A 23,311-nucleotide genomic window follows, 5' to 3' on the forward strand; every position below is an offset into this window, starting at 1 on the left:
AGAGAGATGTTAAAACAGCACTTACAGTTTAAGCTTTCCCAAAAGTTGTCTCCTCAACAGATCCAGTTGATGAAGTTGATTCAGCTCCCCACACAGGCGTTTGAGCAACGCTTGAAACAGGAGCTCGAGGAGAATCCCGCATTGGAAAGCGGTAAGGAAGATCTGGACACCGCTACGGACGATTATGACGACATGTACGAGAACGAATCCGATGGCGAGACCATAGCTGCCGATGATATCAACATAGACGACTATCTCAGTGATGATGAAGTCCCAGATTATAGGACACAATCCAATAATTATAGTGCGGACGACGATGAGAAGAGCGTTCCCTATGCAGCAGGAACAACGTTCAATCAATATTTGATCAATCAGCTGAACACAGTGTACCTAAACGATGAGGAATGGGCGATTGCCGAGTTTCTTGTGGGCAGTGTGGATGAAAGCGGTTATATAAGAAGGCCCATTTCAGATATTTTAGATGATCTTGCGTTTACACAAAATGTCTTTACGGACGAGGAAACGATAAAAAAGGTGCTATCCATTGTACAGGAATTGGATCCCCCAGGGGTAGCGGCCAGGTCTTTGGAAGAGTGCCTTATTATTCAATTGGAACGGAAAGAGCTTACCCCAAGTATCGAGTTAGCTAAAGCCATTCTTAAAAAGTCATTTGATCAATTCACCAAAAAACACTACAAAAAACTCATCCAAAAGCACAATGTTACCGAAGAAGAATTAAAGGATGCAATCTCCGAAATAGAAAAATTGAACCCAAAACCGGGTGGTTCCTATTCGGGCAATACTAGAATCATAGAACATGTAGTGCCGGATTTTTCCATACGTATAGTGGAAGGAGAGCTCGAACTTAGTCTTAATGGACGTAACGCACCGGAATTGCACGTTTCCAAGGAGTACAGCAACATGCTCAAAGGCTACAAGGAATCCAAAGACAAAACCAAAACCCAAAAGGATACGGTCCTTTTTATCAAACAAAAATTGGATGCCGCCAAATGGTTCATAGATGCCATCAGACAGCGCCAACAGACCTTGTTCATTACCATGAACGCCATCATGCAGTATCAAAAGGAGTATTTCCTAACCGGGGACGAGCGAAACCTGCGCCCTATGATCCTAAAGGATATTGCCGATGAAATAGATATGGACGTGAGTACTGTCTCCAGGGTGGCCAATAGTAAGTATGTAGATACGCCCTATGGAACAAAACTGATCAAGGAATACTTTTCAGAATCCATGAAAAATGATCAGGGGGAAGACGTCTCTACCAAGGAAATCAAAAAAATATTGGAAACGGTCATCAAAAATGAAGAAAAAAGAAAACCTCTGACGGATGACAAACTTGCGGCTATCCTAAAGGAAAAAGGATATCCTATTGCCCGGAGGACGGTTGCAAAATATAGAGAACAATTGGATATTCCGGTTGCCAGATTGAGAAAGGAAATTTGATGAAACTTTTCTTTCAAACAATATCCTATATTTTTCATCCTATTTTTGTACCGATTGCGGGTACTGCAGCCTATTTCTTGACCACCCCAAAGTACAGTCCCCTAGAAATACAAAGCGGCAATATCCTGCCCATATTTATCCTAACGGTCATTATCCCAATAATAACCTTTTTAATCCTAAAAAACCTAGGGGTAACCAACTCCATATTTTTAAACTCTGTCAACGAAAGAAGGTACCCATTATTCATACATATCATCTTACTGGGGTTGATATTGTTCAAGGTAATCCCCAACAACTACATCGCGGAACTTTACTATTACTTCGTGGGACTCATGGGAGCCGCATTTGCATGCTTATTGCTGATTTATTTCAATTTTAAGACAAGTTTACATGCGGTTGGGACTGCGGGTATACTCATGTACCTAATCAACCTTAGCATCCATTTTGAGATAAACATCATTATCGCCATTGGCCTCATGACCTTGATGACGGGTATTGTTGTTTCCGCTAGGTTGTACCTTAAGGCACATTCAAAACTAGAAATTATTGTAGGTTTGTTGATTGGACTTTTGTCCCAACTTCTTACGGTAAAGTTTTGGTTATAGAATGTAGAAAATTAAACCGACCCTTAACGGCTTAATATCAATAGACTCATTATTTAGAATTGCGTTATCCCCAAATAACTCTGTCAACGAATAATAAATGTGGACATTGAAGGTATTATATCCAACATTAAAAGTTGGTCCGTATTGAAAACTATTTACATCGGTATTGAAAAAGCCATCCCTAAAGTCGGAAGTTACCAATTTAGACCTGGCCCCAACCACATATCCAAATTTCACTCCTGCGTATATCCTCCAAAATTTGTAATCCTCCAAGGTGGAATTGCGCCATCTAAACTCCAAAGGAAACTCAATTAAATGCGTTTCCACCTTACTCCTTTTAAAACCCGGGATAGTACCGCCAAAATCATATACAAAGCCATCAGGAAGCTCGGAAACCACTACATTGGAGTAATAGGTGTTCAAGGCAAGACCCAAACCTACTCCAATCGCTTTTGTTCCCTTTCCATTCAACGGTATATCCTTTAAAATACCACCATGAAGTCCATAGGATAGGTTTCTTTGATTTAAGCCCTCCGGTCGATTCCGAATAAAGTTGTAAGTAATACCCAAATAAAATTGATCTTCAAAGTACCGCTCGCTGTTAGCAGTAGACATATTTTGGGAAAAACATGCCAAGCCAGAAATGAAAATCAACACAAATATGAAAAGCCTCATACTCCAAAATTAATCATGAAAATTACATTAAAAAAGAATTAAGATTGTAACAAAGAAACCTGGTTTTTACAAGCAGCCAGGGCCTTAAGGAATTAATATCTTGATTTATACGAATAAAAAACGCTTCAAAAAATTTTGAAGCGTTTTCTATTAAGTTTGAAAAATTACAAGCTATTGAAGGTTCCTAAAGGCATCCCCTTCATACGTTGTATAGTTTACTTTTAATGCATTCACTTTACGCAATTCTTGCTTAATATCTGATATAAGTCCCATATTGGCATTTTTATCAACTTTTAAAGCAGTAGTCAATACGTTCTGTAATTCTTGAGGTTTCTTGGCCCTTTCCATTAAGATATAGTCACCAACCTCAGATGGCTTGGCAAACTTATCATTCAATTGTATTTGAGGCTCCGTTCCATATACTTTTTCGTACTCCCTAGTTGGCTTACCAACGTATATGTAAATTACCCTATCCTTTTTCTCTAATTTCTTGACCTCATTGGCATTAGGTAATACATTCTCAACCTTTAAAGAACTATCTTTCATAACGGTTACCGTCATAAAAAAGAACAAAAGCATAAATACAATGTCAGGAAGTGATGCAGTTGATACCGCTGGTACTTCACCATCTTTTTTCTTTGCAAATTTAGACATAGTGTTTCAGTTTTATTCTTTATTAATTGGTAGTGGTTTCAGCTTCGGATAACTTTTGAGGGAATAGTTCCTGAATACGCTGCACTTTTTCCTTAAGCTCCTCCTTCGCTTCCTCCGAAGTTTCAGGATTAAGGTATTCTGCCTCCATCTCTACGAAGTTCTTACCATAGAGTCTTTGTGCTTCCCTATCCCTTAGATCGTTGTAGGCTCCTACTAGTTCATTCTGAACTGTGATGTAAGTAGAATACTTTGTTTCCCTATCGTTTTTTAAGGAGATAATCGCTTTTGCCGGACTGTCCGATGAAGATGCATCTCTGGACCCCTTGCAGTAGCTACAATAATCGGGACTCCCTTGAGGTGCTCCCCCATTATCCAAGAACGCCATGGCCTTCTCCCTTAAATCCGAAATTTCTATCAACTCATCATCAGCCAGTAATTGACCATTTTTGTTGATGTTTACCTGAAAGATATTCTTCTGCTTAATTACAACATCTTGATCGGGCGGTTCAATTGGAGGCAACATACGGTCCAAACCTGCATCCGTTTCTATAGTAGTAGTTACCAAGAAAAAGATGAGCAGTAGAAACGCTATGTCCGCCATGGAACCTGCATTTACTTCTGGTGCTCCTGCTCTTCTAGCCATAACTTATTTTTTATTTACCAAATAGTTTCTTAACCCCAGGAAGAACCATCAAAACAACCGCAACTGCAGTCAAAATGAAAAATACGTTCAATCCCATACCTATTTTTTTCACCGTAGACTCGCTGGACATAGCCATATACTCTGGTGCTACATCCGTACCGCTTGAAAGCACGTATGAAATACCAACAACTATTGCCAACCCAACAACTACAAATAGTGTCTTTTTTAGGCCTTGAGGATTAGAAAACAAATTCTTTAAGGTGAACAACAATGCAGCTACCACAGCGATTCCTAAAAGAATATATGTGATAACGAACATTCCGTTCATTGCTCCGCTTTGAGCTGCCTCGGCTGCCGGCATGTCACTACTTGGCAACATATACCAAAGTACCGCACTTAGTAAGCCAATGACAATCAATGCTATTTTAATTATTTTTTGCATGATACTATTTTTAGGTATTGAATGTGGAACTTATTTTTTGTGGTCTACCAACATATCGATCAACGTGATCGATGAATCCTCCATATCATTTACGATACTATCGATTTTGGCGATAATATAATTGTAAAAGATTTGAAGAATGATAGCCGTAATAAGACCGAATACCGTAGTCAATAACGCCACCTGGATATCACCTGCAATAAGGGAGGCACTCAAGTTACCAACCGCAGCGATTTTCTGGAAGGCCTGAATCATACCAATTACCGTACCCATGAAACCAAGCATCGGTGCAATGGCGATAAACAAGGACAACCAAGAAACGTTCTTTTCCAATTGGCCCATTTGAACACCACCGTAGGCAACAACGGCTTTTTCTGCAGATTCCACACTTTCTCCAGCCCTATCCAAACCTTGATAATATATAGAAGCAACAGGTCCTTTTGTGTTTCTACAAACTTCTTTAGCGGCCTCAACACCACCAGATGCCAATGCATCCTCAACTTGTTGTTTCAATTTGGCAGTATTGGTACTGGCCATATTCAAATAGATAATCCTTTCAATCGCAACGGCCAAACCAAGAATCAAACACAAAAGTACAATCCCCATGAAGCCAGCACCACCTTGGATGAACTGCTCTTTCAATATTTGGGTAAATCCTCTTTCCGCTTCAGGAGCTGCATCTTGAACTAGCAAAGCTACCGCCGCCACTTTTGCACTTACCATATTTGTACCTGCTACAAACGCCCCAGCAACAGCTAGGCTTGGAAATAATTTTTTCATTTTTTTCAAACTTAAATTAGTTAGTTAATAGGGTTAAAGATAAAAAAAAATCAATATAAAAAAAGTAAAACTTACTTGCAGAGAGGAAGGGATTCGAACCCTCGATACACTTTTGGTGTATACACACTTTCCAGGCGTGCGCCTTCGACCACTCGGCCACCTCTCTATTTTTCGCCTTTTTTAAAGGTGGGGCAAATAACAAAAAAAATATTAGACAATAAAATATTACCCGTTAATTTTAGTGCATTTCGCCACGTAAAGAAGTCTCGAAAACGGTCTTAAAGTGTTTGTTTGACACCCCACTCCCCAACATGTACATAGCCTTTGAAATTGCGGCTTCTGTGGTAATGTCCTTACCATTAATTACTTGCATATCCATTAGCGCGGAACTGGTCTCATATTTACCCATCAACACACTACCCCCAGAACACTGTGTAACGTTTATTACATGTAAGCCCTCAGCTATTGATTTTTTTAACGAACCCAAAAACCAATCTGCGGTAGGACCATTTCCTGAGCCATAGGATTCCAAGACGAGTGCCTTGAGTCCATTGGTTTTTACTATATTTTCAAATACAAGCCTGTTCATTCCTGGAAATAATTTGACCAAAGCCACATTTTCGTCCATTTTTTTATGAACTGTCAATTTTTTCTTGCGTTTCAAAGGCAGAAGATATTCCGAAAAGACATTCAAATGTACTCCGGATTCAGCTAAGTGCGGGTAGTTCAAAGATGCAAATGCCCTAAAGTTTTCGGCGTTTATCTTAGTGGTCCTGTTACCCCGGTACAATTTATATTCAAAATACAAGCCCACCTCCCTAATGACCGATGTTCCATTCTTTTGCAGGGCGGCAATCTGGACGGATGTTATCAGGTTCTCCTTGGCATCCGTACGTAAATCCCCAATGGGCAATTGCGAACCAGTAAGGATGACAGGCTTATCCAGGTTTTCCAATAAAAAACTCAATGCCGATGCCGTATAGCTCATCGTATCGCTTCCGTGCAGGATTACAAAACCATCATAATTTTCATAGTTTTCCTCGATCAGGGTGACAATTCGCACCCACTCGGTGGGATTCATGTTGGAACTATCCAATGGGTTTTCAAAGGAAATGGTCTCTATGGTGCAGTCCAATTGGTTCAGTTCCGGAACATGCTTTAAAAGTTTATTAAAATCAAAGGATTTGAGGGCACCCGTCTGGTAGTCCTTTACCATTCCTATGGTTCCCCCCGTATAAATCAAAAGAATTTTCCTTGTGTCCAAACCTTACTTTTTAAACTAAATCCCAAATACCTCTTTTGAATTCTCTGTAGTCACAGCGGCCACTTCCGCTTCCTCCATGCCATAAATCTCGGCAACCCTTTTTAAGACGTTCATAACATAGGCACTTTCATTTCGCTTTCCCCTGTACGGCACAGGCGCCAAATAAGGTGCGTCCGTTTCAAGAACGATATTTGACAGGTCGATTTGATCAAGAAAAGTGTCGATTTTTCCATTCTTAAATGTTACCACCCCACCTATTCCCAACTTCATATTGTACGATAATGCCCGCTCAGCTTGTTCCAAATTTCCGGTAAAACAGTGAAAAATACCTCTTAACCCTCCTCCTTTTTCTTGCTCCAACACATCAAAAACTTCACCGAAGGCATCCCTGCAATGAATAACGATGGGTAACTCCATACCTTTTGCGAGTTGTATTTGCCTGGCAAAAGCTTCTTGTTGTTCCTTTAAAAAAGTCTTATCCCAATATAGATCGATGCCTATCTCACCAATTGCATAATATTGGTGCTTTTTTACCGATTCTTCCACATGCCGAAGCTCTTTCTCAAAGTTTTCTTTAACATGTGTTGGATGAAGCCCTGTCATCAAGAAAACATTTTTCGGATAGCGCTTTTTTAGTGCCAACATTCTTTCTGTATAGGTCGAATCAATGGCTGGAACAAAAAACCGGGTAACTCCTTGGTCCATGGCCCTTTGAATCATGCCTTCCCTATCTTCATCAAATGCCTCACTATACAAATGCGTATGGGTGTCCGTTATAATCATACCACAAAAATAGGTTTATCTTTGACTTTTTTAAGCCTAATACAAGTATTCGTCCTTTCCTTTGATATAATCTATATTTCTATGAGCTCCCTAAAAAATTACCTAAAGAAAAAAGGATATGACATAATTCCCCTGACCCTTACCAAAACAAATCATTTGGAGTTTTCTGCCATCATTAATGGTATGCCGGGAAGATTTATTCTGGATACTGGAGCTTCCAATACGTGTATCGGTTTTGATAAAATCGATTATTTTAATTTGAAATCCAAAGAATCCAAAATAAAAGCGGCCGGAGCCGGAGCCACCGACATGGAAACGCTCACCTCCAAAAAAAACACGATAGATATTGGCAAATGGCGCCACAAGAAGCTGAAAATAGTTTTGTTCGACCTTGTTCACGTCAATTCCGCCCTTATAAGTCATGATGCGGAGCCTATTGATGGCATCATTGGTGCCGATGTGCTGAACGAGGGAAGGGCCATAATCGATTACAAAAAGAAGGCCCTGTACCTAAAGGTCAAAAAGTGATAAAAACAAAAAGCACCGATATTTCGGTGCTTTTATTTTTTGGCACATACGGAATTACATTTCCAATGCCTTTTTAACATCATTGCCCATCAGTAATTCTTCCGGACTCTCCAAGGCCTCTTTTACGGCCACCAAAAACCCGACGGATTCCTTACCATCAATAATTCGGTGATCATAAGACAATGCTACATACATTATGGGGGCTATAGCAATGGCACCATCCCTAGCAATGGGACGTTCTACGATGTTATGCATTCCCAAAATGGCACTTTGTGGCGGATTGATAATAGGGGTGGACAACATGGAACCAAACACGCCACCATTGGTAATAGTGAAGGTACCGCCTGTCATTTCATCCACCGTTATCTCCCCTTCCCTTGCGCGTATCGCCAAACGTTTTACTTCGGCCTCAATCCCTCTAAAGGAAAGGTTTTCAGCATTTCTGATTACGGGAACCATCAATCCTTTTGGACCCGATACCGCAATACTAATATCACAAAAATCGTAGGACACCATTTCCTTACCATCTATCATGGAGTTTACGGCCGGATACATTTCAAGGGCCCTTACAACGGCCTTGGTGAAGAAGGACATAAATCCTAAACTTACACCATGTCTTTCTTTAAAGTCTTCCTTGTATTTATTTCGCAACTCGAAGATTGGGGACATATCCACTTCGTTGAACGTAGTCAACATGGCCGTTTCGTTTTTAACCGAAACCAAGCGTTCAGCCACTTTTCTTCGCAGCATGGATAGCTTAGATCGGGTCTCGCCCCTATTTCCTCCAGAAACCGGTGAGCCCATGGATGGCTTTGCGTTCATGGCATCGGACTTGGTAATTCTCCCATCCCTTCCAGTTCCTGTAACGTTAGAAGCCTCGACTCCCTTTTCGTTCAAAATTTTCTTGGCAGCTGGTGAAGCCACTCCAGAAGCGTAGGTTTCCTTTGCCTGAGGGGGCTGGGGTGCCTTTTCGCTTTCCTTTTTCGTATCCTTTTCCTCCCGCTGTTTATCCAAATCCTTTGCGGCATCACTTGAGGAGCCTTCGTCCCCACCCGATGCGGAACTTGCAGCTTTACTTGCCCCATCCGGTTTTTCAGCACCAGTATCAATTAGACACACAACGGCACCCACGGCTACGGCATCCCCAACCTCGGCCTTTAAGGTAATCGTCCCGCTTGCCTCCGCCGGCAATTCCAAGGTCGCCTTGTCCGAATCGACCTCGGCAATGGCCTGGTCCTTCTCTACATAATCACCATCTTCAACCAACCACTCCGCTATCTCAACTTCCGTTATGGATTCCCCAGGTGAGGGAACTTTCATTTCTAGAATCATGCTTTCTATTATTTGCTATTCTTAATTCTTACTTTTTGGTTTGGACATATTATCCTTGGTCTTATCAAAAACATAGTCTATTACTTGCTGATGCCTTGCCTTGGACCTAACCGCACTACCGGCGGCCGGGGCCGCATAAAACCTTCTTGAGGCTACCCTAAACTTGCCAACATCGCTGAAATGCATCATCAAATGGCTCCATGCGCCCATATTCCTGGGCTCCTCCTGTGCCCATACAATATCATCAGCGTTTTTATATTTGGCAATGAGGTCCTTCATCTGCTGGTCTGGCAGTGGGAACAATTGCTCCACACGGACCAAGGCCACATCATCCCGATTCAATTCCTCCTTAACGGCAAGAAGGTCGTAATAAAACTTACCGGTACAGAAAACCAAGCTTTTTACTTTCTTGACATCTGCCGTAGCATCGTCTATCACTTCCTTAAAACTACCATTCGCCAGCTCGTCCACCGTAGAAACTGCCTTTGGATGTCTCAACAAACTCTTAGGAGTAAAGATAATAAGCGGTTTTCTAAAATTCGCTTTCATTTGTCTTCTAAGGATATGGAACATTTGGGCCGGCGTGGTTACATCTGCGATATACATATTGTCCCTGGCACATAGCTGGAGATATCTTTCCATACGGGCCGAGGAGTGTTCCGCACCTTGACCTTCATATCCGTGTGGCAATAACATTACCAGACCATTTTGAAGCTTCCATTTATCCTCTGCCGCCGATATATATTGGTCGATCATAATCTGGGCCCCGTTACTAAAGTCTCCAAATTGGGCTTCCCAAATAGTCAAGGTATTAGGACTTGCCATGGCGTATCCGTAGTCGAAGCCTACCACACCATATTCTGATAAGAGCGAATTATATATTTGAAACCTTCCTTGTTTCGTTGAAATATTATTAAGCAGCAACACTTCCTCCTCACTTTCCTCCACTTTCATGACCGCATGCCTGTGCGAAAAAGTTCCCCGCTCCACATCCTGACCTGACATACGGACCCCAAAACCTTCCTGTAGCAAGGTCCCGTAGGCCAACAGCTCTCCCATTGCCCAGTCCAAGGAGTCGTCCTCAAAGTACATTTTATGTCGGTCTTTCACCAACTTCTCCACTTTTCGCAAAAACTTTTTACCCTTTGGCAATTCGGTTATGACCTTGGCAATCTCGTTCAATTTTTCCTTTTCAAAGGTGGTATCGACGGGATCCATCATCTCCCATTCCCGCACATTCTCAAAACCTTTCCATTCATCGGCCATAAACGGCGTAATAATGGTTTTATCCTCTTTCCTGGAATCTTCCAGTTTAACTTCCAAACTGTCCTTATACTGTTTTTCAAGCTCGGCCACATAACCCTCGTTTATGACACCTTCCTTCATCAAACGTTCCGCATAAATATCCCGTGGATTCATATGCTTGGCGATAGCCTTATATAGTTTGGGCTGGGTAAACCGAGGTTCGTCACCTTCGTTGTGGCCATATTTTCTATATCCCAAAAGATCAAGGAACACGTCCTGATCGAACTGCATCCTATATTCCAGTGCGAACAAAGCGGCATGGACAACTGCTTCCGCATCGTCTGCATTGACGTGGAGTACGGGACTTAAAGTTACCTTACCAACATCGGTACAATAGGTGGAACTTCTGGCATCCAAATAGTTTGTGGTGAAACCAATTTGATTGTTCACCACAATATGTATGGTACCTCCGGTCCTATAGCCATCCAAATTGGCCATTTGGATCACTTCATAGACCAAGCCTTGGCCTGCTATGGCCGCATCTCCATGTACCACAATGGGCAGTACCTTTGAGAAATCGTCCTGATAATGGGCATCCTGTTTCGCCCTGGCAATACCTTCCACCACGGCGCCCACTGTTTCCAGATGCGATGGGTTCGGTGCGATGTTCATGCGGATCTGGTTTCCGTTGTCGGACATGCGGTCCGAAGTCCAGCCCAGATGGTATTTCACGTCCCCGTCAAATATTTCCTGCTCATAATCCTTTCCGTCGAACTCACTAAAAATATCCTTTGCGGATTTTCCGAAAATATTGGTGAGTACGTTCAACCTCCCCCTATGGGCCATTCCCATTACAAATTGTTTCACGCCCATTTCCGCGGCACGTTCCACGATGACATCCAAAGCGGGAATCAAGGACTCGTTACCCTCCAGTGAAAACCGTTTCTGACCTACGTATTTGGTATGTAAAAAGCCTTCAAAGGAAACGGCCTGATTCAGTTTCTTTAGAATATGCTTTTTACGCTCCGGACTAAAATTGGGGTGGTTATCGTTTACATTTATCCAATTCTGAATCCATTTGATCCGTTCCGGCTTCCTTATATACATATACTCCACGCCTATGGAGTCACAATAGATACTGGTCAAATGGGCAATTATTTCGCGAAGCGTACTTGGCCCTATCCCAATGATATCGCCGGCATTGAAGACTGTATCCAAATCGGCCTCCGCAAGACCAAAGTTCACGATGTCCAAAGTGGGCTCATACCGCCTTCTTTCCCTAACAGGGTTGGTTTTTGTAAACAAATGGCCCCTGCTCCTGTAACCGTCTATCAACCTAATGACCTGAAACTCCTTTTGTAAGGATTCCGGCATTTCCACTTGGTTGCCGTTAATGGTAACAGTGCTTCTGTTTTCCGTATCAATATCCAATTCGTCCAACGAACTTTCAATACCAAAATCAAAGCCTTGAAAAAAGGCACGCCAGCTAGGTTCAATACTATCCGGATTGATCAAATACTTATCATATAACTCGGAAAAATAGGAGGTATGAACAGCATTCAAAAAGGAATATTTATCCATGAATTACTTTCTGTATCTTTAGAAGAAATTTGTACAAAAATACAACATTTACAATATCTAACGGAATGCTGATTGGTATTATTGGAAAATTTTAAGGTTTCAAACAAATTTTTAAAATCAATGGATAAAAAAATCTTTTTGACTTGTTTCTCAGTGTTCGCCCTGTCTTTTATTTATTCCCAAAACACCCAAGGAACCAACAATTTTTGGCGGGATGTAAGGTATGGGGGAAGTCTTGGACTTAATTTTTTTAGTGGTGGTTTCAATGCTTCCGTATCACCCAGTGCTATTTATCCATTAAGCGAACGGTTTTCTGCCGGGGCGAGTCTCAATTTCAACTATGCGAAATTCGACGATGACGAACTTCTGGCCTATGGAGGCAGTCTTATATCCCTTTACAATCCCATTCCGGAAATACAGCTCTCCGCAGAATTGGAGCAATTGAGAATAAACAGAACCTTTGACGCCTTTCCTAATCCCATTCAGGATAATTATTGGTCCCCGGCATTATTTTTGGGAATTGGATACAGTTCTTATAATGTAACGGTAGGATTAAGGTATAATCTCTTATTCGATGAGGATAGAAGTATTTATGCCAATGCCCTATTGCCCTTCATTCGTGTGTTTTTTTAGTATCAATTCCCATAGCGCCTTTTTGAACGCACCTTTTGAAGTTCCCTTTCCAAAACAAAGAAAGATACTTGCTCGGCGACCTCTACGGCATCCATGGCATCTATTTGTCGTAGTTCATGTTCAGGGACATCAATGACATATAGAAGGTTTAGGTACTCATCAAAACGTTCCATGAGCAATACGTACAATTTTTCCTTTACCAATACGGACAGGTTTTGGAAAGAAATAGCAACTTCCAGTTTTATATTGCAATTCGCCAAGAGAAAATCCTTCTGCAATTGCTGTAACAAATCGAGATAAAGTCCTTCTTCCTGTGACCTTTGTAATAGCTCCAATACCTTATTTTCCTTCACCTTCACTTTATAATTTCCTATTCCGATACCGGTTTAAAGACCTCTCCCTCTTTCATTACAAAAACGACATCTTCCAAAGTTCCCACATTTTGCAATGGATTCTCGTTGACCGCGACAATATCGGCAATAAAACCTTCCTTTATCTGTCCTAAAGTCTCCATCCCCAAAAGTTTGGCATTGGTAATCGTTGCCGCCTGCAAAGTCTCAAGAATGGGCATCCCAGCCCGATGCATGAATCCAAACTCCTTCCCGTTATCCCCATGGGGCGAAACACCCGCATCCGTTCCAAATGCAATGGGCACGCCCTTTTTGTAGGCCTTGGCAAAGGTCTTCTCTGAATAGGGGCCAATTTCCAAGGCTTTCTTGGCCACTACCGGCGGAAAGTATCCCGGTATCTTTGCCAACCGTGCCGCTTCTTGACCTGCCGAAATCGTTGGGACCAAATACGCATCGTATTGAATCATCAATTCCATGGTTTCCTCAGACATTAACGTTCCATGCTCGATGGTCTTGATTCCCCCTTTTATGGCCCGTTGCATACCCTCATCACCATGTGCGTGTGCGGCGGTGAGCATTCCATAGTCCTTGGCCGTTTCCGTAATCGCCCGTACCTCCTCAACAGTGAACTGGGGGTTCTGCCCATTTTTGGCGACGCTCAGCACGCCCCCTGTTGCCGTAATCTTGATGACATCCGCGCCATTCTTATAGCGCTGGCGCACTGCCTTTCTACCATCTTCCGGGGAATTTACGACGCCTTCCTTTGGACCCGGATCCCCCATAAGGTCATCCCGAGTGCCGTTCGTAGGATCTGCATGACCACCCGTAGTGGCAATGGACTTACCGGCCGTAAATATTCTTGGCCCCACGATTGTGCCCTTATTGATGGCATTTCTTAGCGCGATGTTCACGCCAGAACCACCCAAATCACGAACGGTGGTGAATCCCGCCATCAAAGTTTTCTTGGCATAGATGGTGGACTGGAAGGCAACATCGGCTTCGTTCTTGGTAAATCGCTCCAAGTATCGGGAAGGGCTGGATTCACTTTCAATATGCACGTGCATATCAATAAAACCGGGTAGGACGGTCTTTGATTTCAAATCCACTACCTTATCGGCATTGGTGCCTGAAACAAAGCCATTTTGGATACTTTTAATCAATCCGTTGGAAACAACAATGGTCCTTTCTTCAAGCAGCTTGCCGGATGTTACATCCAAAATTTTTCCACATTGCAGGTAGGTGTTCTGGGCGCTCACCAGGCCTACCATCAAAAACATTAAAAATACCAGTAGATTCTTCATACGATACGTGTCTAAAATAAATAAGGGGAAATATAACCATATTTCCCCTTAGAACCGATTCCTTACTCAGGAAATCATTTTCTGATTTTTTGTTCCCAATCCCAGGCGGATTTCATGGCCTCGTCCAGAGTATATTGTGATTTCCAACCCAACACGGAATTGGCCTTGGTCGTGTCGGCATAGGCCGTTGTGATATCACCGGGTCTTCTCCCTACTATTTTATAGTTCAATTTTTTGCCTGAAACCCTTTCAAAACTACCAATAACCTCTAAAACAGAACTTTCTTTTCCCGTACCTACATTGAAGACCTCATAATTATCGGTATTCTTCCCGGCCAGCAAACGTTCCAAGGCAACCACGTGCGCCTTTGCCAAATCAACTACATAAATATAGTCTCTGATACAAGTTCCGTCCTCCGTGGGATAATCGTCCCCAAAAACCGAAAGTTCCTTTCTAAGTCCCACGCCCGTTTGGGTAATGAAAGGCACCAGATTTTGTGGCACGCCAATAGGCAACTCCCCTATTTCGGCACTGGGATGCGCTCCCATGGGGTTGAAATAGCGCAACGCAATGGCATTTAAATTAGGGGTTACCTTGCAGGCATCCCTAATGATTTCCTCGCCCATTTGCTTTGTATTACCATAAGGTGACTCCGCTTCCTTTACAGGGGCGTTTTCAGTAATGGGCATTGTATCCGCCTGTCCATAAACCGTACAAGAAGAACTGAATATAAAACTGGCCTTGTTCTTTTTGCTCAATTCCTTGAGAATGTACACCAAAGTACCAATATTGTTTTCATAGTACAACAAAGGTCTTTCAACGCTTTCGCCTACAGCTTTGGACGCCGCAAAGTGGATAACACCCTCCACATCTGGGTAGCGATGAAAGAAGTCCTCAACTTTCTCCCGTTCCTTTAAATCGAATTTCTCGAAGATTGGTTTTTTCCCCGATATTTTTTCGATGCCCTTAAGCACTTTTTCATCGGCATTGGAGCAATCGTCAATAATGATGACCTCAAATCCTTTTGCCTGAAGTTCCACAACCGTATGGGAACCAATAAATCCTAGACCTCCGGTTACTAGTATTTGCATAATTTTAGTTTACAGGTGCAAAAAGTACTGTTTGTTTTATTTAATCGTTCATAAACTCGATAACCTTCCCGGTAATGAAGGCGATTTGTTCATCATCCAATTCCGTATGCATGGGCAGGGATATAACCTCGTTCACCAATTGGTTGGTCACTTTAAAATCGGCCTCGTTATATCTTGTATCCAAGTATGCTTTTTGGCGGTGTAAGGGAATAGGGTAATAAATACCACTGGGAATATCGTTTTCTGCCAAAAACCTTACCAGACCATCACGCTTTCCATTGGTTATCCGTATTGTGTACTGATGGAACACATGGCAATCACAGGTTTCACAAATACCCTCACAGGAATTGACCGTCTTTGGGAGTATGATATCCTTATGGTCTTTTAAAGCCGCATTATATTTCCTGGCTGCCGTTCTACGGGCATTACAATACGCGTTCAGTTTTGGGAGCTTTGCCCGAAGCACAGCGGCCTGGATGGAATCCAACCTGGAGTTTACCCCAATTACATCATGATGGTAACGCTCGTACATACCGTGGTTTACGATGCCCCTCAAGGTATGCGCCAAATCGTCATCATTGGTGAAAATGGCCCCACCATCCCCATAGCAGCCTAAATTCTTTGACGGAAAAAAGGAGGTTGCCCCTACATGTCCAATGGTTCCCGCCATTTTCCTTGTTCCATCGGCCGACACATATTTGGTTCCAATGGCTTGGGCGTTATCCTCGATTACGAATAAATTGTGTTTTTCCGCCAAGGCCATGATGGCATCCATATTGGCACATTGCCCAAAGAGATGCACGGGAACGATTGCCTTGGTTTTTGGAGTAATGGCCCTCTCGACGGCGTTCACATCTATGTTGAAAGTTTCCATATCCACATCGACCAAGACGGGGGTAAGCTGTAACAGGGCAATGACCTCTACGGTCGCCGCGAAGGTGAAATCGGCCGTGATGACCTCATCCCCTGGTTTCAAGCCAAGTCCCATCATGGCAATTTGTAGGGCATCCGTTCCGTTCGCACAAGGAATGACATGTTTCACTCCCAAGTACTCCTCCAGTTCCTTTTGAAACGCATGCACCTCGGGACCATTTATAAAGGAGGTAGATTCTAATATTTGGGAAATGGACGCATTCACCTGTTCCCTTATTTCTTGGTACTGACCGCCAAGGTCAACCATTTGTATCTTTTTCATGTTGTGGCATTATATGAAGCAGGGCAAAAATACGAAACGTGCCACAATGATTTTCTGGAAAGAACCGTAATTTAGTCGCAAACAAATCAAATTGCGCCATCTCTACTCATTTATAGTCGTGCTAACTTGGCAAATCCTAAAATTGATAGGATTTGTAAATCCGAAGATTTCAAAATTTGTAAATGGGCGTAATGAGGTTGTAAAGTCGCTGAAAGTTCAATTCACCAAAAGCGATAGGATTATCTGGATACATGCGGCTTCCTTGGGGGAATATGAACAGGGACTTCCCATTTTGGTGGAGTTGAAAAAAGAATATCCCCGGCACAAAATACTACTGACCTTTTTTTCTCCCTCTGGATACGAAGTGAAAAAGAATTCTTCGCCGGCAGACCTAACCACATATTTGCCAGTAGATTCTCCGCGAAACGTGAACTCATTTTTGGATGCCGCCAGACCGGAGTTGGCCATTTTTATCAAATACGAAATCTGGCCCAATTATCTTTTTGCCTTAGAAAGAAGGGGAATCCCAAGAATCTTGATTTCAGCTAGATTCAGTACCGATAAAATCTATTTTAAAAATTACGGAGGATTCATGCGAAAGGCAATCCAAAAGTTTTCCCACATCTATGTACAAGATAAGCAATCCCTGGAACTACTTGAAGGTATTAAGACTAAAAATGTGAGCATTGCTGGCGATACCCGTTTGGACCGAGTTTTAGAAATTCTAAAAAGAGACAACACGCTTGAGTTTGTAAATTCGTTCTGCGATGGAAACAATTGCCTTGTAGCCGGAAGTACGTGGCCCGATGATGAACGGATACTGACAAACTACATCAACCAGGCCCCAAAGGACTTAAAGTTCATAATCGCACCCCATACTATAAAAGAAGGCCCTATTAACCATCTCTTTCAATCCATCCAAAAAAAGACCGAACTATATTCCATTATTTCACAAAAAACCAAAGATGACACTCAGGTATTGATTATTGATTCCATAGGACTATTGACAAAAATTTATAGCTATGCAACAGTTGCCTACGTAGGGGGCGGATTTGCCACGGGCCTGCACAATACCTTGGAACCTGCCGTTTTTGGGATTCCTGTGATCATCGGACCTAATTATAAGGGTTTTTTAGAAGCAGAGGATTTGGTGAAATTGGGAGGTATACTTCCCATTACGGATGAAAAGGCATTTAAAAGTGTTGTGGACCAATTGCTCCATGATTCAAGAACATCCCAAAAAATAGGCCAGATAAATTCACAATATATCTTAAATAATAAAGGGGCGAGCGTCCAAATCATGGAAGGAATCCGTACATATTTAAAGTAATCAAAGTCATAGAACAGATGAAATGCCCCAAAGTCATCTATCCTTTACTCCTTCTCATCCCCTTTATTTTTAGCTCCTGTTGGGATTCCTTTGTGAATACAAGGAAAAACGAAAATAGGGAAGCCCCACAGAAAATGGACTCCATCAAAATTGATTCCAGCTCTTTGAAAACCCGACCTACCGAAAAACAAAACAGGCCCAAAAAGAACAAAGCTTTGGACACATTGAAGCCAGGAGTGGCCACGGTAAGTTTGCATTCTAAGCTTAAAATTCGAATTGAAGGCAAGGCATTATCCTAGTTTTTAAAAGTGTATTTTTCTCCCTTAATCGAATTAAGCCACTGTTTTTCAGAATCTTTGTTTTAAAATCGGTATATTGAGGAAGACTTTCAAAGAAAAGTAACTTAGAGAATATATTGAACCTAAATTTATACGATCACCGAAAGGTTGGCGAGTATAAATCTCGATTATCGAGTAAACAACACTACTAGGATTATGGAACAGGAACTGTCTTTTGGAGTGAAACTCCTCAATGGTTTTTTAAAATTAATGATCGCCTGCCTGATTGGCATTTTGGTGGCGATTCCAATTGCACTAATTTTGGATTGGTTAGGCATTATCGATTAGAAATTACAGTAAACGTAAATTTGGGATGTGTACCTTGGTGGGGCATATCCCTTTTTTGCACAAAACATCGACAAAGCGTCCAAAATTATCGGTAAAAAACCATGTTTCCAAAATGTCCGACTACAAGATTTGTGCCCTATACAACACCAAACCCCTGTTAGACAACAACAACTACAATTAGAGGTTGATTTTTACGTACTTTATTGTAAATAACTTTAAAGTAGGTAATGTTATGAACCATTTATCATTTAAAACTGGGGTTGACGCGTATCTGTCAATTCTTATTATTGCGATGAATGCCTTTTTGGCCGTCGTTGCAGTGGGATCCTTATTGGCCTTGTTTGGCTTGATTTAAACTATCTAAATTTTTAAGTATAGATAAAATCTACGATGTGTAAAAGCCCTCCTGATCGGAGGGCTTTTTTATTTGGGTTTAGCGTATCAATAAATTTATTAAGCGTAACGGATTACTATGTAATACCTTGAATTTTGCTTTTCCATTGGGTGAAAAAATCTACAGGGCTTTTGAAGATATACAACCGCTCAAAAATAGTATTTGAACGGTAAATTTAATACTTTAGATTCTTCCTAAGATTGAAAATGACGGTTTGAAAAAAAGCTCCCAAATATTTGTTTCTGTTTTCCTTGCACTACATTCGTTCGTTTTTTCCCAAAGGGAAAATAAAGATAGTATAGCCGAATACTTCACCCGTATCGAAAAGTTGGTTTCCGAAACAAAGAATCAAAACAAATATGAGGAAATCAATACCTTAACGGCTATGAAGGACAACGCTTTTGGTAAGGAAAAAGCAGATATCCTACTTCAACTTTGCCATCTTTATAAGTACCGAAATATTCAAATTGCAAAGAACTACAACCAAGAAGCGCTTACCTTATCTGAGCGGTTGGATTATCAAAATGGTATTTATAGGGCGAAGTACAATATGGCCTATCTAATGTTCGTCCAAGGTAATTTCAATCGTTCCATGGAAGTTATCAATGGCCCCCAAGTAGAAATAAACCACAGAAGGTATCCGGAATCATATGCGGAATTTGAAACGCTAAAAGCCGACATTTATACAGAGAGGGGGGAATATGACAAAGCCCTGGAAACAGGACTTAAACTATTGGATCTAGCGGAAAACACCAAGAACGAATTCATTTTATCCAAAGCACATGCAGCTTTGTCCCATTATTATCTCCGATTGGAAAACTATAAAAAAGCATTGGAACATTGTTTAAAGGGACTCGATTATATCATTAAACAAAAAGACACGCACTATATTTTTCAAAAAGTAGATGAGATAGCGCGAATGTCCGCCAAACTGGGAGATACGGAAGCCGCTTTGAAGGCCTATGATTTCTATTTGAAATTGGAAAAAGAATTGTACTCCCCCGGAAGTTATATACAAAGTGTCGTCTACATGAACATGGCAGACATTTTTCTCTCAAATGGAGAGTTTCAACGTTCCAAAAACTATCTGGACAAGGCCATTACCATGATAAACGCCAATAATTATCGTTTTAGATTGCCCAGGGCCTTACTGATACAGGCGGAATTATTTCTAAAGACCAAGGATACCGTCAATGCCATCCTCACCTATGAAAAGAGTGTAGATGCTGCTGAAAACATCAGTGCTTTTGACGTTATAAAATCCAACAGTCTTATTCTCATGGACCTTTATGAAAAAGTTGGCAGACCGGACAAAGTCATTGAAAACAAGACCATGTACGACGCTATTAGAGACTCGCTGTTCAATAATGAGAAAGAGCAAAGAATTGTAATCCTCGAGGCTCGAAGAAAGATAAAGGAGGCTGGCTTAAAACAGCAAGCACTGGAGTTGGAGAATATTTCTCAAAGAGCGAAACTAATGTCGATAATAAGCATTTTGGTCTCAATTCTTGTAGTTGGCATATTTGTAGCGGTCGCTTACGTAAAGTTTAAGGAAAAAAACAAGGTTATCTATAGAAAAACGATAGAAAATCTGGAGGCCCAATTAAAGGTTGATGTTAAAACTAACCCGATCACGCCAGAAAATAACAAAAATGAGGAAAAGAGCATTTCCACTATAGACGATAACGTAAAGGATATTATACTAAAAAGATTGAAAAAATTGGAAGAGGACCTGTTCTTTATAGACTCCGATTGCAACCTCCATCAGTTATCCGAAAAGCTAAAAACCAATCCTAAATACCTTTCGCAAGTAATCAATATCGAAAAGGGGTCAAATTACAACAACTACATAAACGAACTTAGAATAAACTATCTATTGACCAAGCTCGTACAAGATGAAGAATTTCGTAACAGAAAACTCAGTTATATAGCTTCCTCTATAGGCTATAACAATTTAAACACCTTTAATTCCGCATTTAAAAAAAGACAAGGCATTCTACCCTCGTTTTTTATAAAACAGTTAAACGAAGAGGCTTAAATTAGATTATGCATGCCCTAAAAGGAAAAAGGTAGTACGGAGAACCGGTACCACCTTTTTTTGAAATTAATAAAACTAACTCTAACATTTTATAGCTCTAAACTACATGTACAATGTACGCTTAAAACCAGTTAGTTATGTCTAAAACAGAAGTTATTTCTGTAAAATTCATGAATTTTATAAGGGTAGGAGTTAGGCCAAATCACCCTACTTATAAAGCATCGTTCCCTACTTACCGAAAAATCAATACCAACTAAATGTGTAGCTTATGTTTTGTTAAACATAATGGTGAGTATTCTACTACCCCAAAATAACCACAACCAAATTATACCATGTCGATTGTAATCCCCAAAAAACACAAAAAGCCCACAGGGCCTTTCGTTGGGAATTTACGAAATACCTATACCGGAAACCATTCAAGGAAACATGCTCCATATCAACGAGTTTCGCACTAAATGCATCCATTTATAGATTCCTTTACCTTACCATAAGGAAAAATTTCTTTAAGCCGCTGATTTCACATAAAAAAGGACCCAAAGTTTACAAACTTTGGGTCCGATCTAACTCAATCAATTAAATCTAATATATAAACACTACTTAATAGGCTGGATCTTGGGTCAACGTTGGCTGCCCATCCAATGCGGAGCGATCGATCGCTTCCAATGGAATTGGGAAAAACTCGTGCTTACCGGCCGTAAAGGAACGACCTTGTAGATACGCTCTGTGTTGCGATTCACTAGCTATATATGCATTCAACACTTCCGCAGAAACACCCCAACGTTGTAGGTCAAAGAATCTATGGCCTTCCATGGCAAACTCCAAACGCGTCTCAAAACGTACGGCCTGTCTGGCTAAATCTTGATCGGTCCAAGGATCTTCATACAGGGCAATGTCATAATTAGCTGCAGGTTCATCCAGTACCGTGTAGTCATTTCTATTTTCACCCTGGATGGCAGCTCTCCTAAATGCATCTGGATTCGCAGCTCTTTCCCTGATCATGTTTACCAGTTCCCTGGCGCGTTCCAAGTTGCCCAATTCCACCTCGGCCTCCGCTAACCATAGGTAAATCATACCTAGTCTCATGATACGATAGTTATTGGCGGAAAGTACCTGCCAACCACCTTGGCCAAAATTCTCCTCTTCGGCCACGTGCTTCATTGAAAACCAAGGGCCGGCATAATTCAAGTCCCTAACGAAATCCACCTGATAAATTTTGAATCCGCCTTTGTACAATATACCGGGACGTCCTACGGTATGATCTACTCTGGGATCTAAAGGTCCTGTCCAAGTAGAAAGAGTGGTTGTCTCATCTACATCAGGTAAAACATCGGTGTCATCAAAGCTATCCAACAAAGGAAGTCCATCCTGTGTTTGATAAGCATTTACCAAATTCTGGGAAGCCTGGTAGAAACCACAGCAGCCCCATGGGTCAGTATATGGATGAGCCAATCCAATGCCACGGTTAGCCGCATCGGCATTAGCACCCGTTAAGGCGTACTGAACTTCAAAAATAGATTCTGAATTATTCCTAGTAGAAACCTTAAAATTATCACCGAAATCGGCAACTAAGGTAAAAGGTCCATTATCGACTATGTCATCAAGTACCGTTTTTGCTTCCTGTAATTTAGAGATATTGGCTGCCCCATTATCGTCCCAGCCCTGGTACATTTTGGCCTTGGCTAAAAAAGCCTTGGCAGCCCAACTGGTGGGTCTACCCACATCGCCTTGTGAATCTGGCAACACGGAAGCTGCGGCTTCAAAATCAGCCTCTATGAAGGGCCAAATTTCACGATCGTTGGGCACTTTGGTACTTTCCAAGTCGTTCAACGAAAAGGTCTCATCGTCGATATACACCGGGTTTCGCCACATCTTTCTGGCTTCAAAATGGAACAGTCCGCGTAGAAAGCGTGCTTCTGCAATGATTTGCTGACGCTCGGCATCGCTCAATCCCTCTTCAACGGCATTCGCATTGTCGATTACGTTGTTCGTTGCCGCAACACCCTTGTACAAACCACGCCATTTATCTCGGATATGCACGTTAAAAGCCTGAAAATCATAGGCCTCTATAAAAGATTGTTCCGGCTGGTCACCCGCATCCGTGCCTTTCAAGGCATCGTCCGAGGCAATATTAAATACCCAGTTATGGATGTCATTGTGCCATGTTTGGCCCGTAAGTCCACCACCAGGCACCATATTATAGGCACTGATCAACAACCCGCGTACACCGTCTGCCGTGGCGGTATCGCCTTCACTAACGCGCCCTAACGGGGTTCTTTCAGAAAACTCGTCGCTACACCCTATCAGCGCTACAAAGCCCAACAGGAATAACAATCTAAAACGTGTCTTTTTCATCTTAT

22 protein-coding genes and 1 tRNA gene are annotated in these 23,311 nt (G+C 41.7%); 8 read left to right on the top strand and 15 right to left on the bottom strand.

What is annotated here, in order from left to right; genetic code table 11:
- The first annotated feature begins 6 nt into the window (after nucleotides 1-6).
- Together rpoN and FEK29_RS12680 are read left to right on the top strand one after the other, a co-directional pair.
- Nucleotides 7-1,464 carry an RNA polymerase factor sigma-54 gene (rpoN, locus tag FEK29_RS12675; protein ID WP_138258809.1) on the top strand — a complete coding sequence of 486 codons (1,458 nt, stop codon included), beginning with the start codon at nucleotides 7-9 and terminating at the stop codon, nucleotides 1,462-1,464.
- Entirely contained in the window at nucleotides 1,464-2,069 is a 606-nt protein-coding gene (locus FEK29_RS12680; protein ID WP_138258810.1) for a hypothetical protein, read from the top strand. Before rpoN ends, FEK29_RS12680 begins: the two co-directional genes overlap by 1 nt.
- On the opposite strand, the gene FEK29_RS12685 is transcribed toward FEK29_RS12680, so the two are convergent.
- The 8 genes from FEK29_RS12685 to FEK29_RS12720 form a co-directional block, all read right to left on the bottom strand.
- A complete protein-coding gene (locus FEK29_RS12685) occupies nucleotides 2,064-2,744 on the bottom strand; it encodes a porin family protein (RefSeq protein ID WP_138258811.1) in 681 nt (226 codons plus the stop codon). The genes FEK29_RS12680 and FEK29_RS12685 overlap by 6 nt on opposite strands.
- Nucleotides 2,745-2,915: 171 nt before the next feature.
- Complete coding sequence (locus FEK29_RS12690; protein ID WP_125221272.1) at nucleotides 2,916-3,398, bottom strand: ExbD/TolR family protein; 483 nt, start codon at nucleotides 3,396-3,398, stop codon at nucleotides 2,916-2,918.
- Nucleotides 3,399-3,420: 22 nt separating this feature from the next.
- Nucleotides 3,421-4,041, bottom strand: a complete 621-nt coding sequence (locus FEK29_RS12695; protein WP_138258812.1) for an ExbD/TolR family protein — start codon at nucleotides 4,039-4,041, stop codon at nucleotides 3,421-3,423.
- Nucleotides 4,042-4,051: 10 nt separating this feature from the next.
- Nucleotides 4,052-4,483, bottom strand: coding sequence for a hypothetical protein (locus FEK29_RS12700; RefSeq protein WP_138258813.1), 432 nt, complete (start codon nucleotides 4,481-4,483; stop codon nucleotides 4,052-4,054).
- A 30-nt stretch (nucleotides 4,484-4,513) separates the two neighbouring features.
- Nucleotides 4,514-5,263, bottom strand: a complete 750-nt coding sequence (locus FEK29_RS12705) for a MotA/TolQ/ExbB proton channel family protein (protein WP_138258814.1) — start codon at nucleotides 5,261-5,263, stop codon at nucleotides 4,514-4,516.
- Nucleotides 5,264-5,341: 78 nt separating this feature from the next.
- A tRNA-Ser gene (locus FEK29_RS12710) sits at nucleotides 5,342-5,429 on the bottom strand.
- A gap of 72 nt (nucleotides 5,430-5,501) precedes the next feature.
- Nucleotides 5,502-6,527 (bottom strand): asparaginase, encoded by a 1,026-nt coding sequence (locus tag FEK29_RS12715; RefSeq protein ID WP_138258815.1) that lies wholly within the window; start codon nucleotides 6,525-6,527, stop codon nucleotides 5,502-5,504.
- A 15-nt stretch (nucleotides 6,528-6,542) separates the two neighbouring features.
- Entirely contained in the window at nucleotides 6,543-7,310 is a 768-nt protein-coding gene (locus FEK29_RS12720) for a TatD family hydrolase (protein WP_138258816.1), read from the bottom strand.
- Nucleotides 7,311-7,391: 81 nt separating this feature from the next.
- On the opposite strand from FEK29_RS12720, the gene FEK29_RS12725 reads away from it, so the two are divergent.
- Complete coding sequence (locus FEK29_RS12725; RefSeq protein ID WP_138258817.1) at nucleotides 7,392-7,838, top strand: retropepsin-like aspartic protease; 447 nt, start codon at nucleotides 7,392-7,394, stop codon at nucleotides 7,836-7,838.
- Between the two features lie 54 nt (nucleotides 7,839-7,892).
- Here FEK29_RS12725 and odhB read toward each other — a convergent pair whose 3' ends face one another.
- Together odhB and FEK29_RS12735 are read right to left on the bottom strand one after the other, a co-directional pair.
- Complete coding sequence (gene odhB / locus FEK29_RS12730; RefSeq protein ID WP_138258818.1) at nucleotides 7,893-9,170, bottom strand: 2-oxoglutarate dehydrogenase complex dihydrolipoyllysine-residue succinyltransferase; 1,278 nt, start codon at nucleotides 9,168-9,170, stop codon at nucleotides 7,893-7,895.
- A gap of 21 nt (nucleotides 9,171-9,191) precedes the next feature.
- Entirely contained in the window at nucleotides 9,192-11,996 is a 2,805-nt protein-coding gene (locus FEK29_RS12735; protein WP_138258819.1) for a 2-oxoglutarate dehydrogenase E1 component, read from the bottom strand.
- A gap of 120 nt (nucleotides 11,997-12,116) precedes the next feature.
- Here FEK29_RS12735 and FEK29_RS12740 point away from each other — a divergent pair, with 120 nt between their 5' ends.
- Entirely contained in the window at nucleotides 12,117-12,629 is a 513-nt protein-coding gene (locus FEK29_RS12740; protein WP_138258820.1) for an alpha-ketoglutarate decarboxylase, read from the top strand.
- 2 nt (nucleotides 12,630-12,631) lie between these two features.
- On the opposite strand, the gene FEK29_RS12745 is transcribed toward FEK29_RS12740, so the two are convergent.
- The 4 genes from FEK29_RS12745 to FEK29_RS12760 all read right to left on the bottom strand — a co-directional run bounded on the left by FEK29_RS12745 (nucleotide 12,632) and on the right by FEK29_RS12760 (nucleotide 16,566).
- On the bottom strand, nucleotides 12,632-12,982 hold the full coding sequence (locus tag FEK29_RS12745; protein WP_240042749.1) for a hypothetical protein: 351 nt from the start codon (nucleotides 12,980-12,982) through the stop codon (nucleotides 12,632-12,634).
- Between the two features lie 17 nt (nucleotides 12,983-12,999).
- Nucleotides 13,000-14,280 carry a metal-dependent hydrolase family protein gene (locus FEK29_RS12750; RefSeq protein ID WP_138258822.1) on the bottom strand — a complete coding sequence of 427 codons (1,281 nt, stop codon included), beginning with the start codon at nucleotides 14,278-14,280 and terminating at the stop codon, nucleotides 13,000-13,002.
- 74 nt (nucleotides 14,281-14,354) lie between these two features.
- Nucleotides 14,355-15,371, bottom strand: coding sequence for a UDP-glucose 4-epimerase GalE (gene galE / locus FEK29_RS12755; RefSeq protein WP_193554889.1), 1,017 nt, complete (start codon nucleotides 15,369-15,371; stop codon nucleotides 14,355-14,357).
- A gap of 40 nt (nucleotides 15,372-15,411) precedes the next feature.
- The gene (locus tag FEK29_RS12760; RefSeq protein ID WP_138258824.1) at nucleotides 15,412-16,566 is read right to left on the bottom strand and encodes a DegT/DnrJ/EryC1/StrS family aminotransferase; all 1,155 of its coding nucleotides are present in this window, start codon (nucleotides 16,564-16,566) and stop codon (nucleotides 15,412-15,414) included.
- A gap of 91 nt (nucleotides 16,567-16,657) precedes the next feature.
- On the opposite strand from FEK29_RS12760, the gene FEK29_RS12765 reads away from it, so the two are divergent.
- The 4 genes from FEK29_RS12765 (at nucleotide 16,658) to FEK29_RS12775 (ending at nucleotide 20,954) form a co-directional block, all read left to right on the top strand.
- Entirely contained in the window at nucleotides 16,658-17,896 is a 1,239-nt protein-coding gene (locus tag FEK29_RS12765) for a 3-deoxy-D-manno-octulosonic acid transferase (protein ID WP_138258825.1), read from the top strand.
- 17 nt (nucleotides 17,897-17,913) lie between these two features.
- Entirely contained in the window at nucleotides 17,914-18,195 is a 282-nt protein-coding gene (locus FEK29_RS12770) for a hypothetical protein (protein ID WP_138258826.1), read from the top strand.
- A gap of 195 nt (nucleotides 18,196-18,390) precedes the next feature.
- Nucleotides 18,391-18,522 (top strand): hypothetical protein, encoded by a 132-nt coding sequence (locus FEK29_RS18170; RefSeq protein WP_262710139.1) that lies wholly within the window; start codon nucleotides 18,391-18,393, stop codon nucleotides 18,520-18,522.
- A 608-nt stretch (nucleotides 18,523-19,130) separates the two neighbouring features.
- Nucleotides 19,131-20,954 (top strand): helix-turn-helix domain-containing protein, encoded by a 1,824-nt coding sequence (locus tag FEK29_RS12775; RefSeq protein WP_138258827.1) that lies wholly within the window; start codon nucleotides 19,131-19,133, stop codon nucleotides 20,952-20,954.
- Nucleotides 20,955-21,551: 597 nt separating this feature from the next.
- Here the strand turns inward: FEK29_RS12775 and FEK29_RS12780 are convergent.
- Nucleotides 21,552-23,306 (bottom strand): RagB/SusD family nutrient uptake outer membrane protein, encoded by a 1,755-nt coding sequence (locus tag FEK29_RS12780; RefSeq protein WP_138258828.1) that lies wholly within the window; start codon nucleotides 23,304-23,306, stop codon nucleotides 21,552-21,554.
- Between the last annotated feature and the right edge of the window lie 5 nt (nucleotides 23,307-23,311).

Source organism: Maribacter aurantiacus, assembly GCF_005780245.1.
GTDB classification, from domain to species: domain Bacteria; phylum Bacteroidota; class Bacteroidia; order Flavobacteriales; family Flavobacteriaceae; genus Maribacter; species Maribacter flavus.